This window comes from Mesorhizobium sp. M0208 (assembly GCF_040322015.1).
In the GTDB taxonomy this organism is placed as follows: domain Bacteria; phylum Pseudomonadota; class Alphaproteobacteria; order Rhizobiales; family Rhizobiaceae; genus Mesorhizobium.
Map to the genome: position 1 here is coordinate 373937 of NZ_JAMYSP010000001.1, position 17346 is coordinate 391282.

Genomic DNA, 17346 nt, shown 5'->3' on the forward strand with positions numbered 1-17346 from the left:
GCCGGAATGTTTTCGATGGTCATTGCCAACCGGCGGCCTGCTTCTATGCTGTCCGCTCCGGTTCGGCCGAGGAGGGATGAGCATGGCCAAGGCGGACAAGACTGCAACAATGAGCCGGCTGCATTCGGCGGCGCGGCTGGCGCGCACGGCGCTCGCCGCCCGGCTTCTGGCGCATGGTTTCTATGCCGGCCAGGACCAGATCATGCTGGCGCTCGACCGCGAGGACGGGCAGACGCCCGGCAACCTTGCCGGCCGCCTCGGCGTGCGTCCGCCGACCATCACCAAGACCATCAACCGGCTGCAGGCACAGGGTTTTCTGGAAAAGCGCGCCTCCTCCGCCGATGCCCGCCAGGCGCATATTTTCCTCACCGACACCGGCCGCGAAATCATCCACGCCATCGAGAAATCGGTGAAGAAGACCGAAAAGCAGGCATTGAAGGGTCTCGACAAGAAGGATCAGAAAGCGCTGTTCAAGCTGCTTGCCCGCGTCGAGGCGAACCTGTCGAACGGCGAAATGGTGCTCCCGGATGACGACCTGGATATAGAAGAAAAGATGCTTGAATAGCTCACGCGTTCGCCGCTGACGGCCGCCGCGTCAGTGCCGACCAACGTCCCGGTGTGACGCCGAACGCCTTCTTGAAATGCCGATTGAAATGGCTTTGATCACTGAAGCCGGCGGCGATGGCGATTTGCGCCAGCGGCTCGTCGGCTTCGATCATCCGACGGGCTCGCTGAAGCCGGCGCATCAACAGGAACCGGTGCGGGCTGGTCGAGAAGGTCGCGCGAAAATGCCGCGACAGGGCATAACGATCCAATCCGGTTATCGCCTCCAATTCGTCTGAACGTACAATCCGCGCGAGATTTTCCTCCAGATAGTCGCGCGCCAGGCTGGCGGCGCGCCACGCCGTTTTCGCTACCGGTTTCGCCGGCTGACCGGCGTGCCGGGCCAGGCTTTGCATAAGCTGCGTCATGAAATCGACGACAAACAGCTCGTCCAGTTGCTGATCCAGCGGCCCGAGCGCCGAAAGCAGCGTCGCGCGGAGATCGCGGTCTGTCACAACGGCATTCCTGACGAACGGCAGTGATCCGCCGCCGAGACAATCGAGCATCAGAGACGGCTCCAAATAGAGCATTCTGTATCGCAAGCCGTCTTCGGTACCGGCACCGCCATCGTGCAGTTCGTCGGGATGAAGGATAATGATCTGGCCAGGCAAGCTCTGATGCATTTGGCCGCGATAGCGGAAGCGCTGCACGCCATAAAGCGTCACCCCGATCGCATAGGTGTCGTGGCGATGGAGATCGAAGGCGTTGCCGTGGAACCGGGCCTCGATGCGTTCCATGCCGGCAGCACGGGGTGCCGGTACGATGCAGTTTTCGGCTGCATCCACGCACAAACGTCCAAGACCCTGAAAGGCTTCCCCGTCTAGACCGTGCGGCATCGCTTTTCTCGCAGCCTCGGATTGGCCCCTTTCGGATTGGAAACTGTCGCATGTTCGATACGAAATTTGCAATCGTGCTCAAGGATGATCTTCCCGTCTGGCAAAAGCTCAATGTCACCGCCTTTCTGACCAGCGGCATCGTCGCGCAATTTCCCGACATTATCGGCGACCCCTACCGTGATCGCGCCGGCAACATCTACAACCCGCTGTCGATCCAGCCGGTCATCGTGCTTTCGGCGGACGGCCAGACGCTCGGCGCGATCCAGCGGCGGGCGCTGGAGCGTGGTGTGACGGTATCGCTCTATGTCGAGGAAATGTTTTCGACTGGTTATGATCTGGCCAACCGTGCCGTCTTTGCCGAGTTTGCGCCGGAGGACGCCAAGGTGGTCGGCATCGCGCTTCGCGCCGAAAAGAAACTCGTCGACAGGATCACCAAGGGTGCCCGCATGCACGCTTGACTCGTCGGCCACCAGCAACAAAACCTTAGCCTGTCGTTGTGCCAGCCTCTTTTGGCTTGCCCGCAGGCGACAATTCCCGCATGGGTGAAGGACTGCCTTGCTTCCCGTCCGGCCTGAAATTGAATGCTTCCCCAAGACATGACGAAAGCGCGACATCGCCGGCGGCGATCCTGTGCATGCTTTCCGTCTATGTGTTTTTCACCTTCCTCGACACCAGCAGCAAGTACCTTGTCCTGGCCGGCGTCTCGGCGCTGATCGTCGCGTGGACCCGCTTCGCGGTCCATGTGCTGATCGTCGGCGTTTTTCTGCGCGGATGGCGTGAGCCGCTGCGCTTTCGTCCCGCCAACCTGCCGGCGCACATCACGCGCGGTCTGCTCCTGTTCGGATCGACGATGTTCAACATTCTAGCGCTGCGGACGCTGCAACTGGCGGAAACCACCTCGATCTACTTCTTCGGCCCGATGGTGATCACCGCGCTTGCCGGTCCGTTGCTCGGCGAATGGGCCGGCTGGCGGCGCTGGCTGGCGATCATGAGCGGCTTTATCGGCGTCCTCGTCATCACCCGGCCGGGCGTCGGCCTTTTTGGCGTCGGCCATCTCTTTGCGCTCGGCTCGATGCTGTCGAACAGTTTCTACGTCATCATGACGCGCCGCATGTCGGCTACGGAAACCTCCGAAAGCCTCATCCTGTTTTCGGCGCTGGCGCCGGCCGTGCTGCTTTTGCCGACACTGCCGTTTTCGCCTTCGCTGCCGCAGGATGGCTGGCACTGGTTCATATTGCTGATGCTTGGCGTCTTCGGCGCCATCGGTCATTGGCTTCTTGTGCAGGCCTATCGCCTTGCCACCACCACGGCCCTGGCTCCCTATCCCTATTCGCAGATGATCTGGATGATCATCTCCGGCCTGATCGTCTTCAACCAGTTTCCCGATGGCTGGACGCTGGTCGGTGCCACAGTCATCGTCGCCAGCGGCCTCTACATCGTTCACCGTGAGCACCGGCTTCGTTTGCGTAACCGCGCGACGCTGGACGCGGAGGCGGAAGCGCTGGCAAAAAAACTTTGATTTGCTCGGAATCGATGGCATAAGAGCCGGCCTTTAAACAGTTTAAATTGCTTCGGGAGCGCAGGGCGCTGGCACAGAAGATCAAGCTTTCGACCATCGCGGATGCGCTCGGCGTGTCCACGGCCACGGTCTCGCTGGCCTTGCGCGACAGCCCGCTGGTCGCCGGCGGCACCCGCGACCGCATCAAGGAACATGCCCGCGCCATCGGCTATATCTACAACCGCCGCGCCGCCAGCCTGCGCACCTCGCGCTCGGGCATAGTCGGCGTTGTCGTCCACGACATCATGAACCCGTTCTTTGCCGAGATATTGCGTTCGATAGAGAGCGAGCTCGACCGCAGCCGGCAAACCTTCATCCTGTCGAACCACTACGACCAGCTCGAGAAACAACGCACTTTCATCGACACGCTTCTGCAGCTCGGCGCTGACGGGGTCATCATGTCGCCGGCCATCGGCACGCCGCCCGAAGACATAATCATGGCCGAGGAGAACGGTCTCCCGGCAGTGCTGATTGCACGCACCGTCGAAGGTGCCGACGTGCCGGTGTTTCGCGGCGACGATGCCTATGGCACCGGGCTTGCCACCAACCATCTGATCTCGCTTGGCCACAAGCGCATCGCAATGATCGGCGGTACCGATCAGACGTCGACCGGCCGCGACCGCTATCAGGGATATGTCAACGCCATGGAGGCGGCGGGGCTTGAGGTCAGGCCGTCCTGGCGCATCGCCGGCCCGCGCACCAAGCAGGCCGGCTTCGAGGCTGCCGGGCAGTTCCTGGCGCTAAAGGACAGGCCGACCGCGGCCTGCTGCTGGAACGACCTCGTCGCCATCGGCCTGATGAACGGCATTGCCCGCGCTGGTCTGGTGCCGGGCATCGACATTTCGGTCACTGGCTATGACGACCTCGAGGAGGCGGCGATCGCGACGCCGGCGCTAACCACGGTCTGGAACGGCCAGCGTGAGGTTGGCCGCCGCGCTGCCAGCGCGCTGCTCGACAAACTCAACGGACAGACGGTGCGGCCGTCGCAGGAACTGATCAAGCCGGAACTGCATGTGCGCCAGTCGACCGGCAAACCGGTGGAACGTGCATGACAAAAACCGACCAGCAAGCTGTTACCATTCTGGTGCCGGGCCAGTTCAACGACCATGCGGTCGGCCGCATCGACGGGGCGTTCAGCCGCGTCCGGATCGAACGCGCCGATCCGTCGCTGGTCACCGACGAGATGCGCCTTACGGTGCGCGGCATAGCCGCCTTTGGCGGCATAAGCGCCGCGTTGATGGACGCGCTGCCAAAGCTCGAGATTATCGCCAATTTCGGCGTCGGCTATGATTCGGTCGATGTCCACCACGCCGCACGGCGCGGCATCATGGTCACCAACACACCGGATGTGCTGACCGAAGAGGTCGCCGATACGGCGCTCGGCCTGTTGATCAATACCATCCGCGAACTGCCGCGCGCCGAGGCGTGGCTGCGCGACGGAAGTTGGCTGCGCAACGGCAACTATCCACTGAGCCGGCTGACTTTGCGCGGTCGCCGTGTCGGCATCTTCGGCATGGGCCGCATCGGACTCGCCATTGCCCGCCGGCTCGATGCTTTCGGACTGCCCATCGCCTATCACAACCGGCGCCGCGTCGAAGGCCTGCCCTATGACTATCACCCGACGCTGAAAGGTCTCGCCGAGGCGGTCGACACGCTGATCTCGGTGGCGCCCGGCGGGGCCTCGACGGACAAGGCCGTCAATGCCGAAATCCTCTCGGCTCTGGGGCCGAACGGCGTCTTCGTCAATATCGGCAGGGGCAGCACGGTCGACGAACCAACTCTTGCCGCCGCACTTGCCAGCGGCAGCATCGCCGCTGCCGGGCTAGACGTTTTTGCCGACGAGCCGAACGTGCCTGCGGCGTTGCTTGCCGCGCCCAACACCTCGCTTTTGCCTCATGTCGGCTCGGCCTCGCAGCACACCCGCCGCGCCATGGCGGACCTGTGCGTCGACAATCTGGTCTCGTGGTTTTCGCAGCGCAAGGCGCTGACGCCGGTGCCGGAGACGGCAAACGTCAAGGCGAGGCCGTGACCGCCCTATTGTTAACTTCAGCTTAACCCTTCGGAATCATTCTGCCTCCTTGGCTAGTGTATGTCCCCTTGACAGCACATGGCAGCAAGATGAAGCGCGCCTCCTCCTGATGACATCGAACACGGCGCGCTTGAAATGCGCGGAGAAACAGGATGAAAACGCTTCCCGCATTGATGGCGATTGCTGCGCTGTTAGGCAGCGTCCAGCTGTTTTACGCCGGTAGCGGTCAAAGCCGCGCAGCCAGTGAGCCAGCACCTTCGTCCAGCACCTACAGGCTGGTAGCCCATGGTGACGAGGCGTCTTGTGCGGTCACCCGTGGCGCCGAGATTTCGCAAGGCCTGTCGCTGTTGACGGTCGCCGCGAATTGCCGCCGGGTGTTGCCCGGTGTCGAGCAGGCGAAGTTCTGGCGAGAGCAGGATGACGGCACGGTCACATTCAGCGCCAACGGCAACGATCCGATCGTCATGTTCTCGGTCGCCGATGGCGACGGTTACGAATCCTACGCGCCGGTGCTGCCGCTGCTGACCCTGGCGTCGGCCGGCAACTGACGAGCCCTATTCCGCCGCGGCGCGCGCACCCGATTTCGCCGCCTGATGCAGCCGCACGGCGTCACCGAAAGCGCGAAATATCTTTACCGAGATGCTGTCCGATTTGACCCAGTATTCGGGATGCCACTGGACGCCGACGGCGAAAGCGCGTGCATCGCGCACCGAGACCGCCTCGACAGTGCCGTCGGCGGCGACCGCTTCGACCTGCAGCTTTGGGCCAAGCCGGTCGACAGCCTGGCGATGCACCGAATTGACCATGATGTCGCCGGCGCCGAAGACCCCGGCCAGGCAGCTGCCGGGTTTTATCGACACGCTCTGGCGGATGGCGAAGCGTTCGTCCTGATTGTCGCTTGCAGGCGCACGATGATCGAGCGAACCGGCGCGTTCCTGGATTTCAGTGGCCAGCGTGCCACCCAGCGCCACATTCATCTCCTGGATGCCGCGGCAGATCGCGAGCAGCGGTACTCCGCGCTCCACCGCCCTGCGGATCAGCGGCAGCGTGGTGGCGTCGCGGGCGGGGTCGTAGGGACCATTGGCTTCACTGGCGTCACCGCCGTAGAGCGAGGGATGAACGTTGGACTTCGAACCGGTGACCATGACGCCGTCGACGGCGGAAAGCAGTTCATCGAAGTCGAGCCGGTCGCCGAAGGACGGTACCAGCAGCGGGAACACGCCTGCCCCTGAAAGCGCCGCTTCAAGATATTGCTGCGGCGCGGCATGCCAGGTGTAATTGTCGAACTGGCGGACGTCGGTCGATATGGCGACGAGCGGCTGGTGCATTTGGTCCGGATCCCATCGGGTGCAACGAATTATCTGCCTGCAAAATAGGCGATCCGAAGGCGCATTTCCATGGCAAGTTTCGGCGTGTCGCGTAGGCCAGTTAATCGACGTTAGACTATAGTTGCAAGATCTGGCCCAACGCCGTGAATTTCTCCGAAATGCGCCACTCAAACCGGGCTGCCGCGCTGGACTCGACTCCTTGCCTGTGTATTGTCGGCTCGAAGCCGATGCGGGCGCCGAAGCGTCCCGAACGTCGGTCAGTTGATCCAAACGGGAGGAACTTCATGGATCGTCGTTCGTTCATCCGCAAGGCCGGCACCACCGGTTTCGGCGCTGCGGCCGCTGCCGCGACACTTGCTGCGCCGGCCATCGCCCAGTCCAATCCGAAAGTAACCTGGCGGCTGGCGTCGTCCTTCCCGAAGTCGCTCGATACGATCTACGGCGGTGCCGAAGTGTTTTCCAAGATGCTTTCGGAGGCGACCGACGGCAACTTCCAGGTCCAGGTCTTCGCCTCCGGCGAACTCGTTCCCGGCCTGCAGGCCGCCGATGCCACCACAGCCGGCACGGTCGAGGCCTGCCATACTGTGGCATACTATTACTGGGGCAAGGACCCGACCTGGGCGCTGGGAGCGGCGGTTCCGTTTTCGCTCAACGCGCGCGGCATCAACGCCTGGCACTATCATGGCGGGGGCATCGATCTGTTCAACGAGTTCCTGGCGACGCAGGGTCTGTTCGGGCTGCCGGGCGGCAATACCGGCGTGCAGATGGGCGGCTGGTTTCGCAAGGAGATCAAAACGGTTGCCGACCTTTCCGGCCTCAAGATGCGCATCGGCGGTTTTGCCGGCAAAGTGGTGCAAAGGCTCGGCGTGGTTCCGCAGCAGATCGCCGGTGGCGACATTTATCCGGCGCTGGAAAAGGGCACGATCGATGCCGCCGAATGGGTTGGCCCTTATGATGACGAGAAGCTCGGCTTCTACAAGGTTGCGCCCTATTACTACTATCCCGGCTGGTGGGAAGGTGGACCGACCGTCCATCTGATGTTCAACAAGGCGAAATACGACGAACTTTCGCCGGCTTACAAGTCGCTGGTGCACACTGCCGCCCAAGCGGCCGATGCCAACATGCTGCAGAAATACGACTACCTCAACCCGGCGGCGGTGAAGCGGCTGGTTGCCGGCGGCGCCAAGTTGAGTCCGTTCAGCCAGGAGATCATGGCCGCCTGCTTCGAAAAGGCCAACGAGGTCTATGCCGAGATGGAAGCCTCGAACGCGCCGTTCAAGAAGATCTGGGACTCGATCAAGGCGTTCCGCAAGGAGCATTATCTCTGGGCGCAGGTGGCCGAGTACAACTACGACACCTTCATGATGGTCCAGCAGCGCAACAGCAGGCTCTGAACCTTGCTGCTCTGCGGCGCCGGCGTTCCTTCGGGACGCTGGCGCCGCAGCGCAATCCGTTTGCGATCAGCCGGGCACCACCAGAACCTTGACCTCGCCTGGCGCAGGCGGATTGGCGATCACTGCAGCTGACTCTTCAAGCGTGACCTGCCGCGATATCAGCCGGTCTACCTCGATAGCCCCCGAAGCGATAAGATCGGCGGCCCGGCGATGGGTAAAGGGATTGAGGAAGGAGCCCAGGACCTTCAACTCGCGGAACAGCAGGTCGAACGGTTCGAACGCCGCTTTCATGCCTTGCGGCATAACGCCGACGACGACAATTGTGCCGCCCGCTTTGGCCAGCCGCATCGCCTGCTCAACAGTGTCTTTCGCGCCTGCGCATTCGAACACCACGTCGACGCCGCCCGGCATCAAACCCGACCGGCCTACGATCGCATCGGTGACATCGAAGGCGCCGGGATCGAGCGTCGCCGTTGCGCCAAGTTGCTCGGCAAGAGCCCGCCGCGAGGCCTGACGCGTCGACAGGATGATGGTCGTCGCACCGGCGAGCTTTGCCAGCTGAACGGTGAGCAGGCCGATCACGCCGCCGCCGAGCACCGCGACCGACGAGCCTGGTTTGATCGCGGCAAGGTCCACGCCATGCAGGCAGCAACCGAGCGGCTCGCAGAAAGCACCATGCGTAGGCTTCAGATCGCCTGGCAAGACGAAGGCCTGTTTCTGCGGCAAGGCAAGATATTCAGCAAAGCCGCCGTCGCGATGGATGCCGATGGCACGCAGATTGCTGCAGAGATTGACTCGGCCCGCCTGACAATGCGCGCAGCGCCCGCAGGCAATATTGGGATCGCCGCTGACGCGGTCGCCGACCGAAAAGCCGGATACGGCAGGTCCGATCGCCTCGACGATGCCGGAGAATTCATGCCCGAGCGTCACCGGCGGCGTGCACGGGAATTCACCATGGAAAAGATGTCTGTCGGTGCCGCAGACGCCGCACGCCTCGATCCGTACCAGCAGCTCGTCTGGCCCGGCAGTCGGTTTCTCGACCTCGCACACGGCGAGGCCGCCCACTCGCTCCAACCGAACCGCCTTCATGGCTGCCGGGCCTTCCTCAGTTGAAACTCGCCTCAGTTGAAACTCGGGGGTTGCGACAGATCGATTGCCGGTGCCGCCGGCTTCGCGGGCGGCTTTTCGTCGAAGCTCGGCGGCTGCGACAAATCCGGTGTGGAAGGTGAGGCCGGGGCAGTGCCGCCGTTGGCCGGCGGCGTGCCAAGCGGCGACAAGCCGATGCCAGGCGTTTCCGGCACCTGGTAGTTGATGGTGCCCGGATCGACGACGGTGCCTTTGTAGTGCATCACCATCTGCGGGAAGGCGATGGTCAGGCCGATCATGATCACCTGGATACAGACGAAGGGCACTGCGCCCCAATAGATCTGCCCTGTGGTGACCGGCGCGATCTGCTTGCCGGTGAGCCGGTCGAGATAGGGCACGCGCGCGGCGACCGAGCGCAGATAAAACAGCGCGAAGCCGAAGGGCGGATGCATGAAGGAGGTCTGCATGTTGACGCCTAAAAGCACGCCGAACCAGATCAGGTCGATGCCGAGCTTGTCGGCCGCCGGTGCCAAAAGCGGAACGATGATGAAGGCAAGCTCGAAAAAGTCGAGGAAGAAGGCGAGCACGAAGACGAGGATGTTGACGCCAATCAGGAAACCGACTTCACCGCCCGGCAGCGAGGTCAACAGGTGCTCGACCCAGATGTGGCCATTGACCCCGTAAAAGGTCAGCGAGAACACCCGCGCGCCGATCAGGATGAACAGAACGAAGGACGACAGCCTGGTCGTCGAGGCCAGCGCCTGCTTGACCACGTCGAGCGACAGCCGCCCCTTCATCGCGGCCATTGCCAGCGCGCCGACGGCGCCCATGGCGCCGCCTTCCGTCGGCGTGGCGATGCCGAGGAAGATGGTGCCCAGCACCAGGAAGATCAGCGCCAGCGGCGGGATCAGGACGATGATCACCTGCTGCGCCAGCCTCGACATCAGGTTGATCTTCAGGCGCTGGTCGACGATCGCCACGACATAGATGAAGATGACGCCAATAGTGGCGCCGAGGATATCGGCGTCGCCGCCATGGTTCGGCGCAAGGTAGCGATACGCCGCATAGGAAACCACCACCGCCGCCAGCACCGCCGCCAGCAGCGACAGCACGCCGTGGCCGAGCGTGCGGGCCTCCAGCGGCAGGGCCGGCATCGACTTCGGCCGGAAGATCGACATGAGCAGGATGTAGAGCATGTAGATGCCGGTCAAAATGAGCCCGGGGATCAGCGCTCCCTTATACATATCGCCGACCGAGCGGCCGAGCTGGTCGGCCAGGACGATCAGCACCAGCGACGGCGGGATGATCTGGGCGAGCGTCCCGGACGCGGCAATGACGCCGGATGCCAGCCGCCGGTCGTAGCCGTAGCGCAGCATGATCGGCAGCGAAATCAGACCCATGGCAATGACAGAGGCCGCCACCACGCCGGTCGTCGCGGCAAGCAGCGCGCCGACGAAAATCACCGCATAGGCAAGGCCACCACGGACCGGTCCGAACAGCTGGCCGATGGTGTCGAGCAGGTCTTCGGCCATGCCGGATCGTTCGAGCACGATGCCCATGAAGGTGAAGAACGGGATCGCCAGCAGCGTATCGTTCGACATCACCCGGCTGCCATAGAAATTATCCGGCAACGCGTGCAGCAACGGCCAGGCGAGATTGATGGAGCCGCCCGAATAGGGCGACAGCAGCACGCCGATGAAGAAGAACATCAGGCCGTTGGCGGCAAGCGAGAAGGCGACGGGGTAGCCGATCAGCAGGAAGACGACCAGCGAGGCGAACATGATCGGCGCCATGTTCTGGGCGATGAACTCGATCACGAGCGCACCTCTTCCACGAGCGCCTTGGCTTCTAGCTCGGCCTGCTCATGCACCGATATGAACGGAGTGGGATCGTCCATCTGACCGCGCATGATGGCGATCTTCTTGATGATCTCGGAAATGCCCTGCAGCGCGAGCAGAAAAAAGCCGGCCAGCAGAATCGCCTTCGCCGGCCAGATGATCAGCCCGCCGGAATTGTTCGACATCTCGCCGCTGCGATACGACAGCGACACATAGGGAACGAAATAGACGACCATCGACGTCACGAACGGCATCAGGAAGAAGACGTGACCGAAAAGGTCGATCCAGTGCTGCACGCGGCGCGAGAACATGCCGTAGACGATATCGATGCGAATATGGTCGTTCTGCTTCAGAGTGTAGGCGGCGGCCAGCATGAAGGCGGCGCCGAACAGATACCACTGCAATTCCAGCCAGGCGTTCGAGGACATGTCGAACACCTTGCGGATCACGGCGTTGGCGGCGCTTACCAGGATCGCCAGCAGGATCAGCCACGAAACCCATTTGCCGATGAATTCGTTCAAACGGTCAATGGCTCTGGAAAGAGCGAGAAGCCCTGCCATGCATTCCTCCCTTGTGTCGGAGCGCGCCGGTTCCCTGTCCGTCGCGTCGCTGTGGACCAACGGTATGCAGTGCGTGGTTCGGCGGGTCAACATCGGACAGCCCGCATAAACACAGTTGTGAGGTGGCCGCCGGCAAAATGCTGCCGCGTCCTTTGCATGTCCAGGGGACATGTCATCCAACCAAAGTCGGATGCGGCTCAGGCGATCTTCTGTTGGTCGCGGCCGGAGCCGATCAGCACAAGCATGGCGACGAGGAACAGGTACATCCAGCCGTCCCGCCATTCGAGCGGGAAATAGCCGGCCCATAGCGATTCGGCCATGCCGAAAGCGGCGGCGCCCAGTGCCGCCCGCAAAGGCGAGAGATAGCCGCCCACTGCGGTCACGAACAGGATTTTCAACCCGTAGACCAACCCTGTGCCGAAGCTGATGTTGCCGTAGTAGAAGGCGGCGAGCACGCCAGCCATTGCCGCGCAAAGGCCGCCGAAAAGCACCGCACGCCGAAACACCGCGCGGACATCGACGCCGCACATCGCAGCGGCCTTTGGATCGTCGGATACGGCACGCCAGCTTCGGCCGAAGCTGGAATGTGTGAACCCCCACGCAGCCAGCGAAATAGCCGCCAGCACGGCGGCGCAATCGAGCAACTGAATCAGTGTCAACGTCGCCTTGAAGCTGGCATTCTGCGCGAAGACGATGGTCTGGGCCAGCATTGGCGGCAACCATAGGTCATGGGTGTCGGCGGCGATGCGGCTGGCTTCCGACAAGACCAGCAATATGCCGAGCGTCGTCACCACGATGGCGTTGGGCGAGCGGGCGGCCAGCGGTTCGAAGATGCTTCGCGACAGGACATGGCTGAGCAGCGCCGCATAGAGGAATGCCGCCGCTACGCCGAGCGAGACCGATGCAAACAGCGTCAGCCACAGCGCCTGATAGCCGAACGCCGCGCTGAGGATCATCGTATGGCCGCAAAAGGCGAACAGCGCGCCATAGGCAAGATTGGTGCGGTGCAGGATGCCGTTGGTCAGCACGTAGCCGAAGGCAAGCAATGCGTAGAGCGCGCCCGAATGCAGCCCGTTCAGAACCTGCTGGAAGAAATAGAGCATGCAAGACCCTCGATGCATGCCCCACATCGGGGCGGGGCTTGGGACGAACGACATTCTCGATACGGCGATCGCCTCACTGACGAGCGTTGCACCCGGAATCTAACTTGTCAAACGCGATTTATCGGTTAGATTCGCGATATGACAGTATCCTGGACTCCGCACCGCTTCACCGGTGGCATGCTGGCGCTCGACACGGCGAATACCGTCGTTTTGCGGAACGATCCGGAGGAAACTTTCGACCGTTTCGACGATCCGGCCGAGATCGCCCGCTTTGCCGAAGCCGCGAGTGGCTTTCGCGCCGCCGAGCTCGGCGGCAGGCGGCTCGTAGCGCCGGCGCCTGAAAAGATCGCACCGGTGGTGCTGTCGATTCGCGAGACGACCGATCGGCTGTTTCGTGGCGCGGTATCGAACGGTGCGATCGACACCGCCGACATGCCTGAATTCCTGGAAGCCTGCGCCGATGGCCTCGCCGATGGCCGCACCGAAATCGGCACGCCCGGAAAACCGTTCGGCGATCCGGCAACGCCGATCGCCTTCGAGGCGGCGCTTGCGGTCTCGGCGCTGTCGCTGCTGCGCAGCGACACCATCGCCAGGCTGAGGATATGTCCGAACTGCAGCTGGCTGTTTGTCGACAAAAGCCGCAATTCCAGCCGCCTCTGGTGCGACATGGCGGTGTGCGGCAACCGCCAGAAGGCAAACCGATACTATCGCCGCCGGACCGCGGCCAGGGAGGTCACCAATGCCTAAGAAATATTCGCGCGCGATGATTGTCGTCGCGGCGTTGTTCGCGGCGGCCGCGCTCGGCGCCTGCCGGGATTCCGGCAAGGACCAGCTGTTCGCCATTTCCGGGAAGCTGTTCGAGTTCAACTACCGGCTGGGTATCGCCACCTACGTCATCACCCTCAATCCGCTGCGGCCGGTGGGTGAGGGGCAGGTCGCCGTGGTGTCCTTCCAGAACCCGGCCGGTGGTGATCCGATCATCGTCACCCAGAAAATATGGCCGAAGCTGCCGCATGTGACGCTCACCAGCCCGCCGCTCACCTGCGTTGTCAAGGACAAGCCCTATGCGGTGTCGATCCGCATCGAGGATTCCAGCGGCAAATTGCTGCAGAGTTTCGAGACCACTCTGACGTCCTCGCTCGACCAGTCGGTCCTGCCCGACCGGCCCCTGGTGGTCGGGCCAGTCTACGAGCTCAACAAGGACTTGGCCGGCCACGTCGACGGCAAGCTGCCCGGTGAACCGAAGCCCAGTTGCCCAAAGGCTGCATGATGCGTCACCAGCGGCACCGACCGCCGCCGGAGTTTTCGTGCTCGGCCATCCTCCCCGACAGGCGTTTCGTGGCGCCACACGGCCGCGCACCGATCGTTTGTTGCGGACCGCCTGGCACCTTCGATTTTGTTTGACCTCCCCGGCAAGGGAAGAAAGACTGTAGGCACTCGACTCCGACGTTGGCCGTGCATCTCCTGGCACGGTCTCCGCACAGGAAACGCCTGATGACGCTGCACAACGTCGCGCTCGACGACAAGTTCGACCTGGCAAGGGAGCGCATCTTCCTGTCGGGCGCCCAGGCAGTCATCCGCATGCTTCTGATGCAGCGCGAGCGCGACCGCCGGGCTGGCCTGAACACCGCCGGTTTCGTCTCCGGCTATCGTGGCTCGCCGCTCGGCGGCCTCGACATGCAGCTGTGGAAGGCCAGAAACCAGCTCGCGCAGTCGGACATCGTCTTCCAGCCCGGTCTCAACGAGGAGCTCGCCGCCACCGCGTGCTGGGGCTCGCAGCAGGCGGAATTGCTGGGCGAGGGTACCCATGACGGCGTTTTTTCGGTCTGGTACGGCAAGGGTCCGGGCGTCGACCGCTCCGGCGACGTGTTCCGCCACGCCAATCTCGCCGGGTCGTCGAAACATGGCGGCGTGTTAGCCCTGATGGGTGACGACCACATGGCCGAATCCTCGACCAACGCGCATGCCACCGAGTTCCTGTTCGTCGACACCATGGTGCCGATCCTCAATCCTGCCGGCGTCCAGGAGATCATCGACTACGGCCTCTACGGCTTTGCCATGTCGCGTTTTGCCGGCACCTGGGCGGCGATCAAATGCGTCAAGGACAACATCGAATCGACGGCCTCGGTCGATGCCGCGCTCGACCGGCTAGATATCGTCGTCCCGGACTTCGACATGCCGCCCGGCGGCCTCAACATCCGTAACGAGATCGACATGCTCGGCCAGGAGGAGCGGTTGCATGAATACAAGCGCGCCGCAGCTTCCGCCTTCATCCACGCCAATGGGCTGAACCGGATCGTCTATTCGGGCGGCAGCAGCGCCAGGCTTGGCATCGTCACCATCGGCAAGAGTTATCTCGACGTTCGCCAGGCGCTGGAGGATATCGGCATCGACGAAGCGGCCGCCAATCGTATCGGCATCAGGCTGTTCAAGGTCGGCTGCCCGTGGCCGCTCGACCTGCAGCACGTCGCCGACTTTGCTCGCGGCCTCGATACCATCGTCGTCGTCGAGGAGAAACGCTCGCTGATCGAGGTGCAACTGCGCGAGAACCTTTACGGCACCGCGACGCAGCCGGTCATCATCGGCAAGAAGGACGAGCGCGGCGACTGGCTGTTCCCGGCCAAGGGCGCGCTCGACCCCAACGATATTGCCATCGCGCTCGGCGAGAGGATTTTGCGAACGATCGGCCCGTCGGAGGAAATCGCCGCGCGGGTGGCGAAGTTGCGACAGTTCCAGGCGATGCTGGCCGACACGTCAGACATCGCCTCGCGCACGCCGTTCTTCTGCTCCGGCTGCCCACACAATTCCTCGACCAAGGTGCCGGACGGCTCGCTCGCCGCCGCCGGAATCGGCTGTCATTTCATGGCGTTATGGATGGACCGCAATACCGTAGGCTTCACCGCCATGGGCGGCGAGGGCGCGCAGTGGGTCGGCCAGGCGCCGTTCTCGAAGCGCGAGCACATCTTCCAGAACCTGGGCGATGGCACCTACAACCATTCGGGCGTGCTGGCGATCCGCTTCGCGCTGTCGACCGACGCCAACATCACCTACAAGATCCTCTACAATGACGCCGTCGCGATGACCGGCGGGCAGCCGCACGAAGGCGGCCTGACGGTGGACATGATCGCCAGGCAGGTGCGCGCCGAGGGCGTCCAGCGCATCGCCATCGTCACCGACGAGCCGGACAAATATACCGGCAAGGTGGAATTTCCCGCCGGCGCCACTATCCATCACCGCGACGACCTCGATCTCATCCAGCGCGAGTTGCGCTCGGTCAAAGGCGTCTCGGTGCTGCTCTACGACCAGACTTGCGCTGCCGAGAAGCGTCGTCGGCGCAAGCGCGGCACCTTCCCCGATCCCGACAAGCGTATCTTCATCAACGAGCTGGTCTGCGAAGGCTGCGGCGATTGCGGCGTGCAGTCGAATTGCGTCTCGATCCAGCCGGTCGAGACCGAATTCGGCCGCAAGCGCAAGATCGACCAGTCGAGCTGCAACAAGGACTTCTCTTGCGTCAACGGTTTCTGCCCGTCCTTCGTCACCGTCCACGGCGCCAAAATCAGGAAAGCCGAAGGCATAGCCGGCGCGGCCGACCCGCTCGCGGGGGTGCCGGCGCCGGCGCAATTTACGCTCGGTGAACAAGGCTGGGCGGCGATCATCGACGGTGTCGGCGGCACCGGCGTCGTCACCATAGGCGCGGTGCTAGGCATGGCCGCGCACCTGGAAGGCAAGGGCTGCGGCATGATCGACATGGCCGGCCTCGCCCAGAAGGGCGGCTCCGTGTTCACCCATGTCCGCATCGCCCGCACGCCGGACGACATCCACGCCATTCGGGTATCGGCCGGCAAGGCCGACCTCGTGCTTGGCTGCGATCTCGTCGTTTCGGGTGCCAAGAAGGTGCTGGCCGCGGTGCGCGAAGGCCATACCATCTTCCTCGCCAACACCGCCGAGATCATGCCGGGCGAGTTCGCCCGTTCGGCCGATTTCTCGCTGCCCGTCGAGCGGCTGAAGAAAGCGATAAGAACGGCCGCAGGCGACGACAAGGCGCATTTCTTCGACGCCACCCGCACCGCCACCGCGCTGTTCGGCAGCTCGCTTGGCGCCAACATGTTCATGCTCGGCTTCGCCTTCCAGCATGGCGGCCTGCCGCTGTCGGCGGAGGCGGTCGAGAAGGCGATCGAACTCAACGGCGAGGCGGTGGCGATGAATGTCGCGGCATTTCGCTGGGGCCGCCGCGCCGCCCACCAGCCGGATTTCGTGCGTGGCCTTCTCGCCCAGCCGGGCAAGGCCACGCAGCCTGCCGCCATTGCCGAGACGCTGGACGACATCATTGCCCGCCGCGTCACCTTCCTGACCGCCTATCAGAACGCCGCCTATGGCAAACGCTATGCCGACAGACTGGCGGCGCTGCGCAAGGCCGAAACCGATGCTGTGCCCGGGTCGACCGTGGTGACCGAGGCTGCCGCAAAGAACCTGTTCAAGCTGATGGCGATCAAGGACGAATACGAGGTGGCGCGGCTTTATACGGACGGCTCCTTTGCCGCGGAGCTCGCAAAGCAGTTCCAGAGCTACGGCAAGCTCGAATTCCATCTCGCACCGCCGATCATGGGCAGGCGCGGCAGTGACGGGAAGCCGAAGAAATCGAGCTTTGGCCCGTGGATGATGAACGGGTTCCGCCTGCTGGCGGCGATGAAGGGCCTGCGCGGCACCGCTTTCGACCTGTTCGGCTACAGCGCCGAGAGGCGTATGGAGCGGCAGCTTCTTGCCCTCTATGAAGCCGACCTGGAGCTTGTCGCCGGCGCGCTGACGCCGGGCAAGATCGAGGCCGCTGCCGCGCTTGTTTCGGTACCGGCGCTCATCCGCGGCTTTGGCCGCGTCAAGCAGGCCAGTGCCGAAAAAGCCGCCGGCGAACGCCAGCGTCTACTCGACCGCCTCTCGAGGGCGCCGCTGCGGCCGCAACTTCAAGCCGCCGAATGATTCCGCGCTCTGATACCCCTTGTTTACCTGAACTGTA

The 17346-nt window shown here is 63.2% G+C and carries 16 protein-coding genes; 10 read left to right on the forward strand and 6 right to left on the reverse strand.

The window, feature by feature from the left end:
- Positions 1–82 precede the first annotated feature (82 nt).
- Complete coding sequence (locus NKJ17_RS01920; protein WP_352686618.1) at positions 83–565, forward strand: MarR family winged helix-turn-helix transcriptional regulator; 483 nt, start codon at positions 83–85, stop codon at positions 563–565.
- 1 nt (position 566) lies between these two features.
- Here NKJ17_RS01920 and NKJ17_RS01925 read toward each other — a convergent pair whose 3' ends face one another.
- On the reverse strand, positions 567–1439 hold the full coding sequence (locus NKJ17_RS01925; protein ID WP_352686621.1) for an AraC family transcriptional regulator: 873 nt from the start codon (positions 1437–1439) through the stop codon (positions 567–569).
- 50 nt (positions 1440–1489) lie between these two features.
- Between NKJ17_RS01925 and NKJ17_RS01930 the strand changes: the two genes are divergently transcribed.
- The 5 genes from NKJ17_RS01930 to NKJ17_RS01950 all read left to right on the forward strand — a co-directional run bounded on the left by NKJ17_RS01930 (position 1490) and on the right by NKJ17_RS01950 (position 5574).
- Positions 1490–1897, forward strand: a complete 408-nt coding sequence (locus tag NKJ17_RS01930; protein ID WP_352505890.1) for a DUF2000 family protein — start codon at positions 1490–1492, stop codon at positions 1895–1897.
- 176 nt (positions 1898–2073) lie between these two features.
- Positions 2074–2958, forward strand: a complete 885-nt coding sequence (locus NKJ17_RS01935) for a DMT family transporter (protein WP_352505889.1) — start codon at positions 2074–2076, stop codon at positions 2956–2958.
- Between the two features lie 68 nt (positions 2959–3026).
- The gene (locus NKJ17_RS01940) at positions 3027–4049 is read left to right on the forward strand and encodes a LacI family DNA-binding transcriptional regulator (RefSeq protein WP_023676245.1); all 1023 of its coding nucleotides are present in this window, start codon (positions 3027–3029) and stop codon (positions 4047–4049) included.
- On the forward strand, positions 4046–5026 hold the full coding sequence (locus NKJ17_RS01945) for a 2-hydroxyacid dehydrogenase (RefSeq protein ID WP_352505888.1): 981 nt from the start codon (positions 4046–4048) through the stop codon (positions 5024–5026). The genes NKJ17_RS01940 and NKJ17_RS01945 overlap by 4 nt, the downstream gene beginning before the upstream one ends.
- Before the next feature lie 152 nt (positions 5027–5178).
- Positions 5179–5574: a hypothetical protein gene (locus tag NKJ17_RS01950; protein WP_352480082.1), complete on the forward strand. Its 396-nt coding sequence runs from the start codon at positions 5179–5181 to the stop codon at positions 5572–5574.
- 6 nt (positions 5575–5580) lie between these two features.
- Here the strand turns inward: NKJ17_RS01950 and NKJ17_RS01955 are convergent, their stop codons facing one another.
- Positions 5581–6354, reverse strand: a complete 774-nt coding sequence (locus tag NKJ17_RS01955; RefSeq protein WP_352480083.1) for a gamma-glutamyl-gamma-aminobutyrate hydrolase family protein — start codon at positions 6352–6354, stop codon at positions 5581–5583.
- A gap of 284 nt (positions 6355–6638) precedes the next feature.
- Here NKJ17_RS01955 and NKJ17_RS01960 point away from each other — a divergent pair, with 284 nt between their 5' ends.
- Positions 6639–7748 (forward strand): TRAP transporter substrate-binding protein, encoded by a 1110-nt coding sequence (locus tag NKJ17_RS01960; protein ID WP_254816035.1) that lies wholly within the window; start codon positions 6639–6641, stop codon positions 7746–7748.
- A gap of 66 nt (positions 7749–7814) precedes the next feature.
- On the opposite strand, the gene NKJ17_RS01965 is transcribed toward NKJ17_RS01960, so the two are convergent.
- The 4 genes from NKJ17_RS01965 to NKJ17_RS01980 all read right to left on the reverse strand — a co-directional run bounded on the left by NKJ17_RS01965 (position 7815) and on the right by NKJ17_RS01980 (position 12335).
- Complete coding sequence (locus tag NKJ17_RS01965; protein WP_352505887.1) at positions 7815–8837, reverse strand: zinc-dependent alcohol dehydrogenase family protein; 1023 nt, start codon at positions 8835–8837, stop codon at positions 7815–7817.
- A 32-nt stretch (positions 8838–8869) separates the two neighbouring features.
- Positions 8870–10648, reverse strand: a complete 1779-nt coding sequence (locus NKJ17_RS01970; RefSeq protein WP_352506052.1) for a TRAP transporter large permease — start codon at positions 10646–10648, stop codon at positions 8870–8872.
- Complete coding sequence (locus NKJ17_RS01975; protein WP_352505886.1) at positions 10648–11232, reverse strand: TRAP transporter small permease subunit; 585 nt, start codon at positions 11230–11232, stop codon at positions 10648–10650. The genes NKJ17_RS01970 and NKJ17_RS01975 overlap by 1 nt, the downstream gene beginning before the upstream one ends.
- 197 nt (positions 11233–11429) lie before the next feature.
- Complete coding sequence (locus NKJ17_RS01980) at positions 11430–12335, reverse strand: branched-chain amino acid ABC transporter permease (RefSeq protein ID WP_352505885.1); 906 nt, start codon at positions 12333–12335, stop codon at positions 11430–11432.
- Positions 12336–12473: 138 nt separating this feature from the next.
- Here NKJ17_RS01980 and NKJ17_RS01985 point away from each other — a divergent pair, with 138 nt between their 5' ends.
- The 3 genes from NKJ17_RS01985 to NKJ17_RS01995 all read left to right on the forward strand — a co-directional run bounded on the left by NKJ17_RS01985 (position 12474) and on the right by NKJ17_RS01995 (position 17309).
- Positions 12474–13082 carry a CGNR zinc finger domain-containing protein gene (locus tag NKJ17_RS01985; protein WP_352505884.1) on the forward strand — a complete coding sequence of 203 codons (609 nt, stop codon included), beginning with the start codon at positions 12474–12476 and terminating at the stop codon, positions 13080–13082.
- On the forward strand, positions 13075–13605 hold the full coding sequence (locus NKJ17_RS01990) for a hypothetical protein (protein ID WP_352505883.1): 531 nt from the start codon (positions 13075–13077) through the stop codon (positions 13603–13605). The genes NKJ17_RS01985 and NKJ17_RS01990 overlap by 8 nt, the downstream gene beginning before the upstream one ends.
- A gap of 224 nt (positions 13606–13829) precedes the next feature.
- Positions 13830–17309 carry an indolepyruvate ferredoxin oxidoreductase family protein gene (locus tag NKJ17_RS01995; protein WP_352505882.1) on the forward strand — a complete coding sequence of 1160 codons (3480 nt, stop codon included), beginning with the start codon at positions 13830–13832 and terminating at the stop codon, positions 17307–17309.
- Positions 17310–17346: the final 37 nt, after the last annotated feature.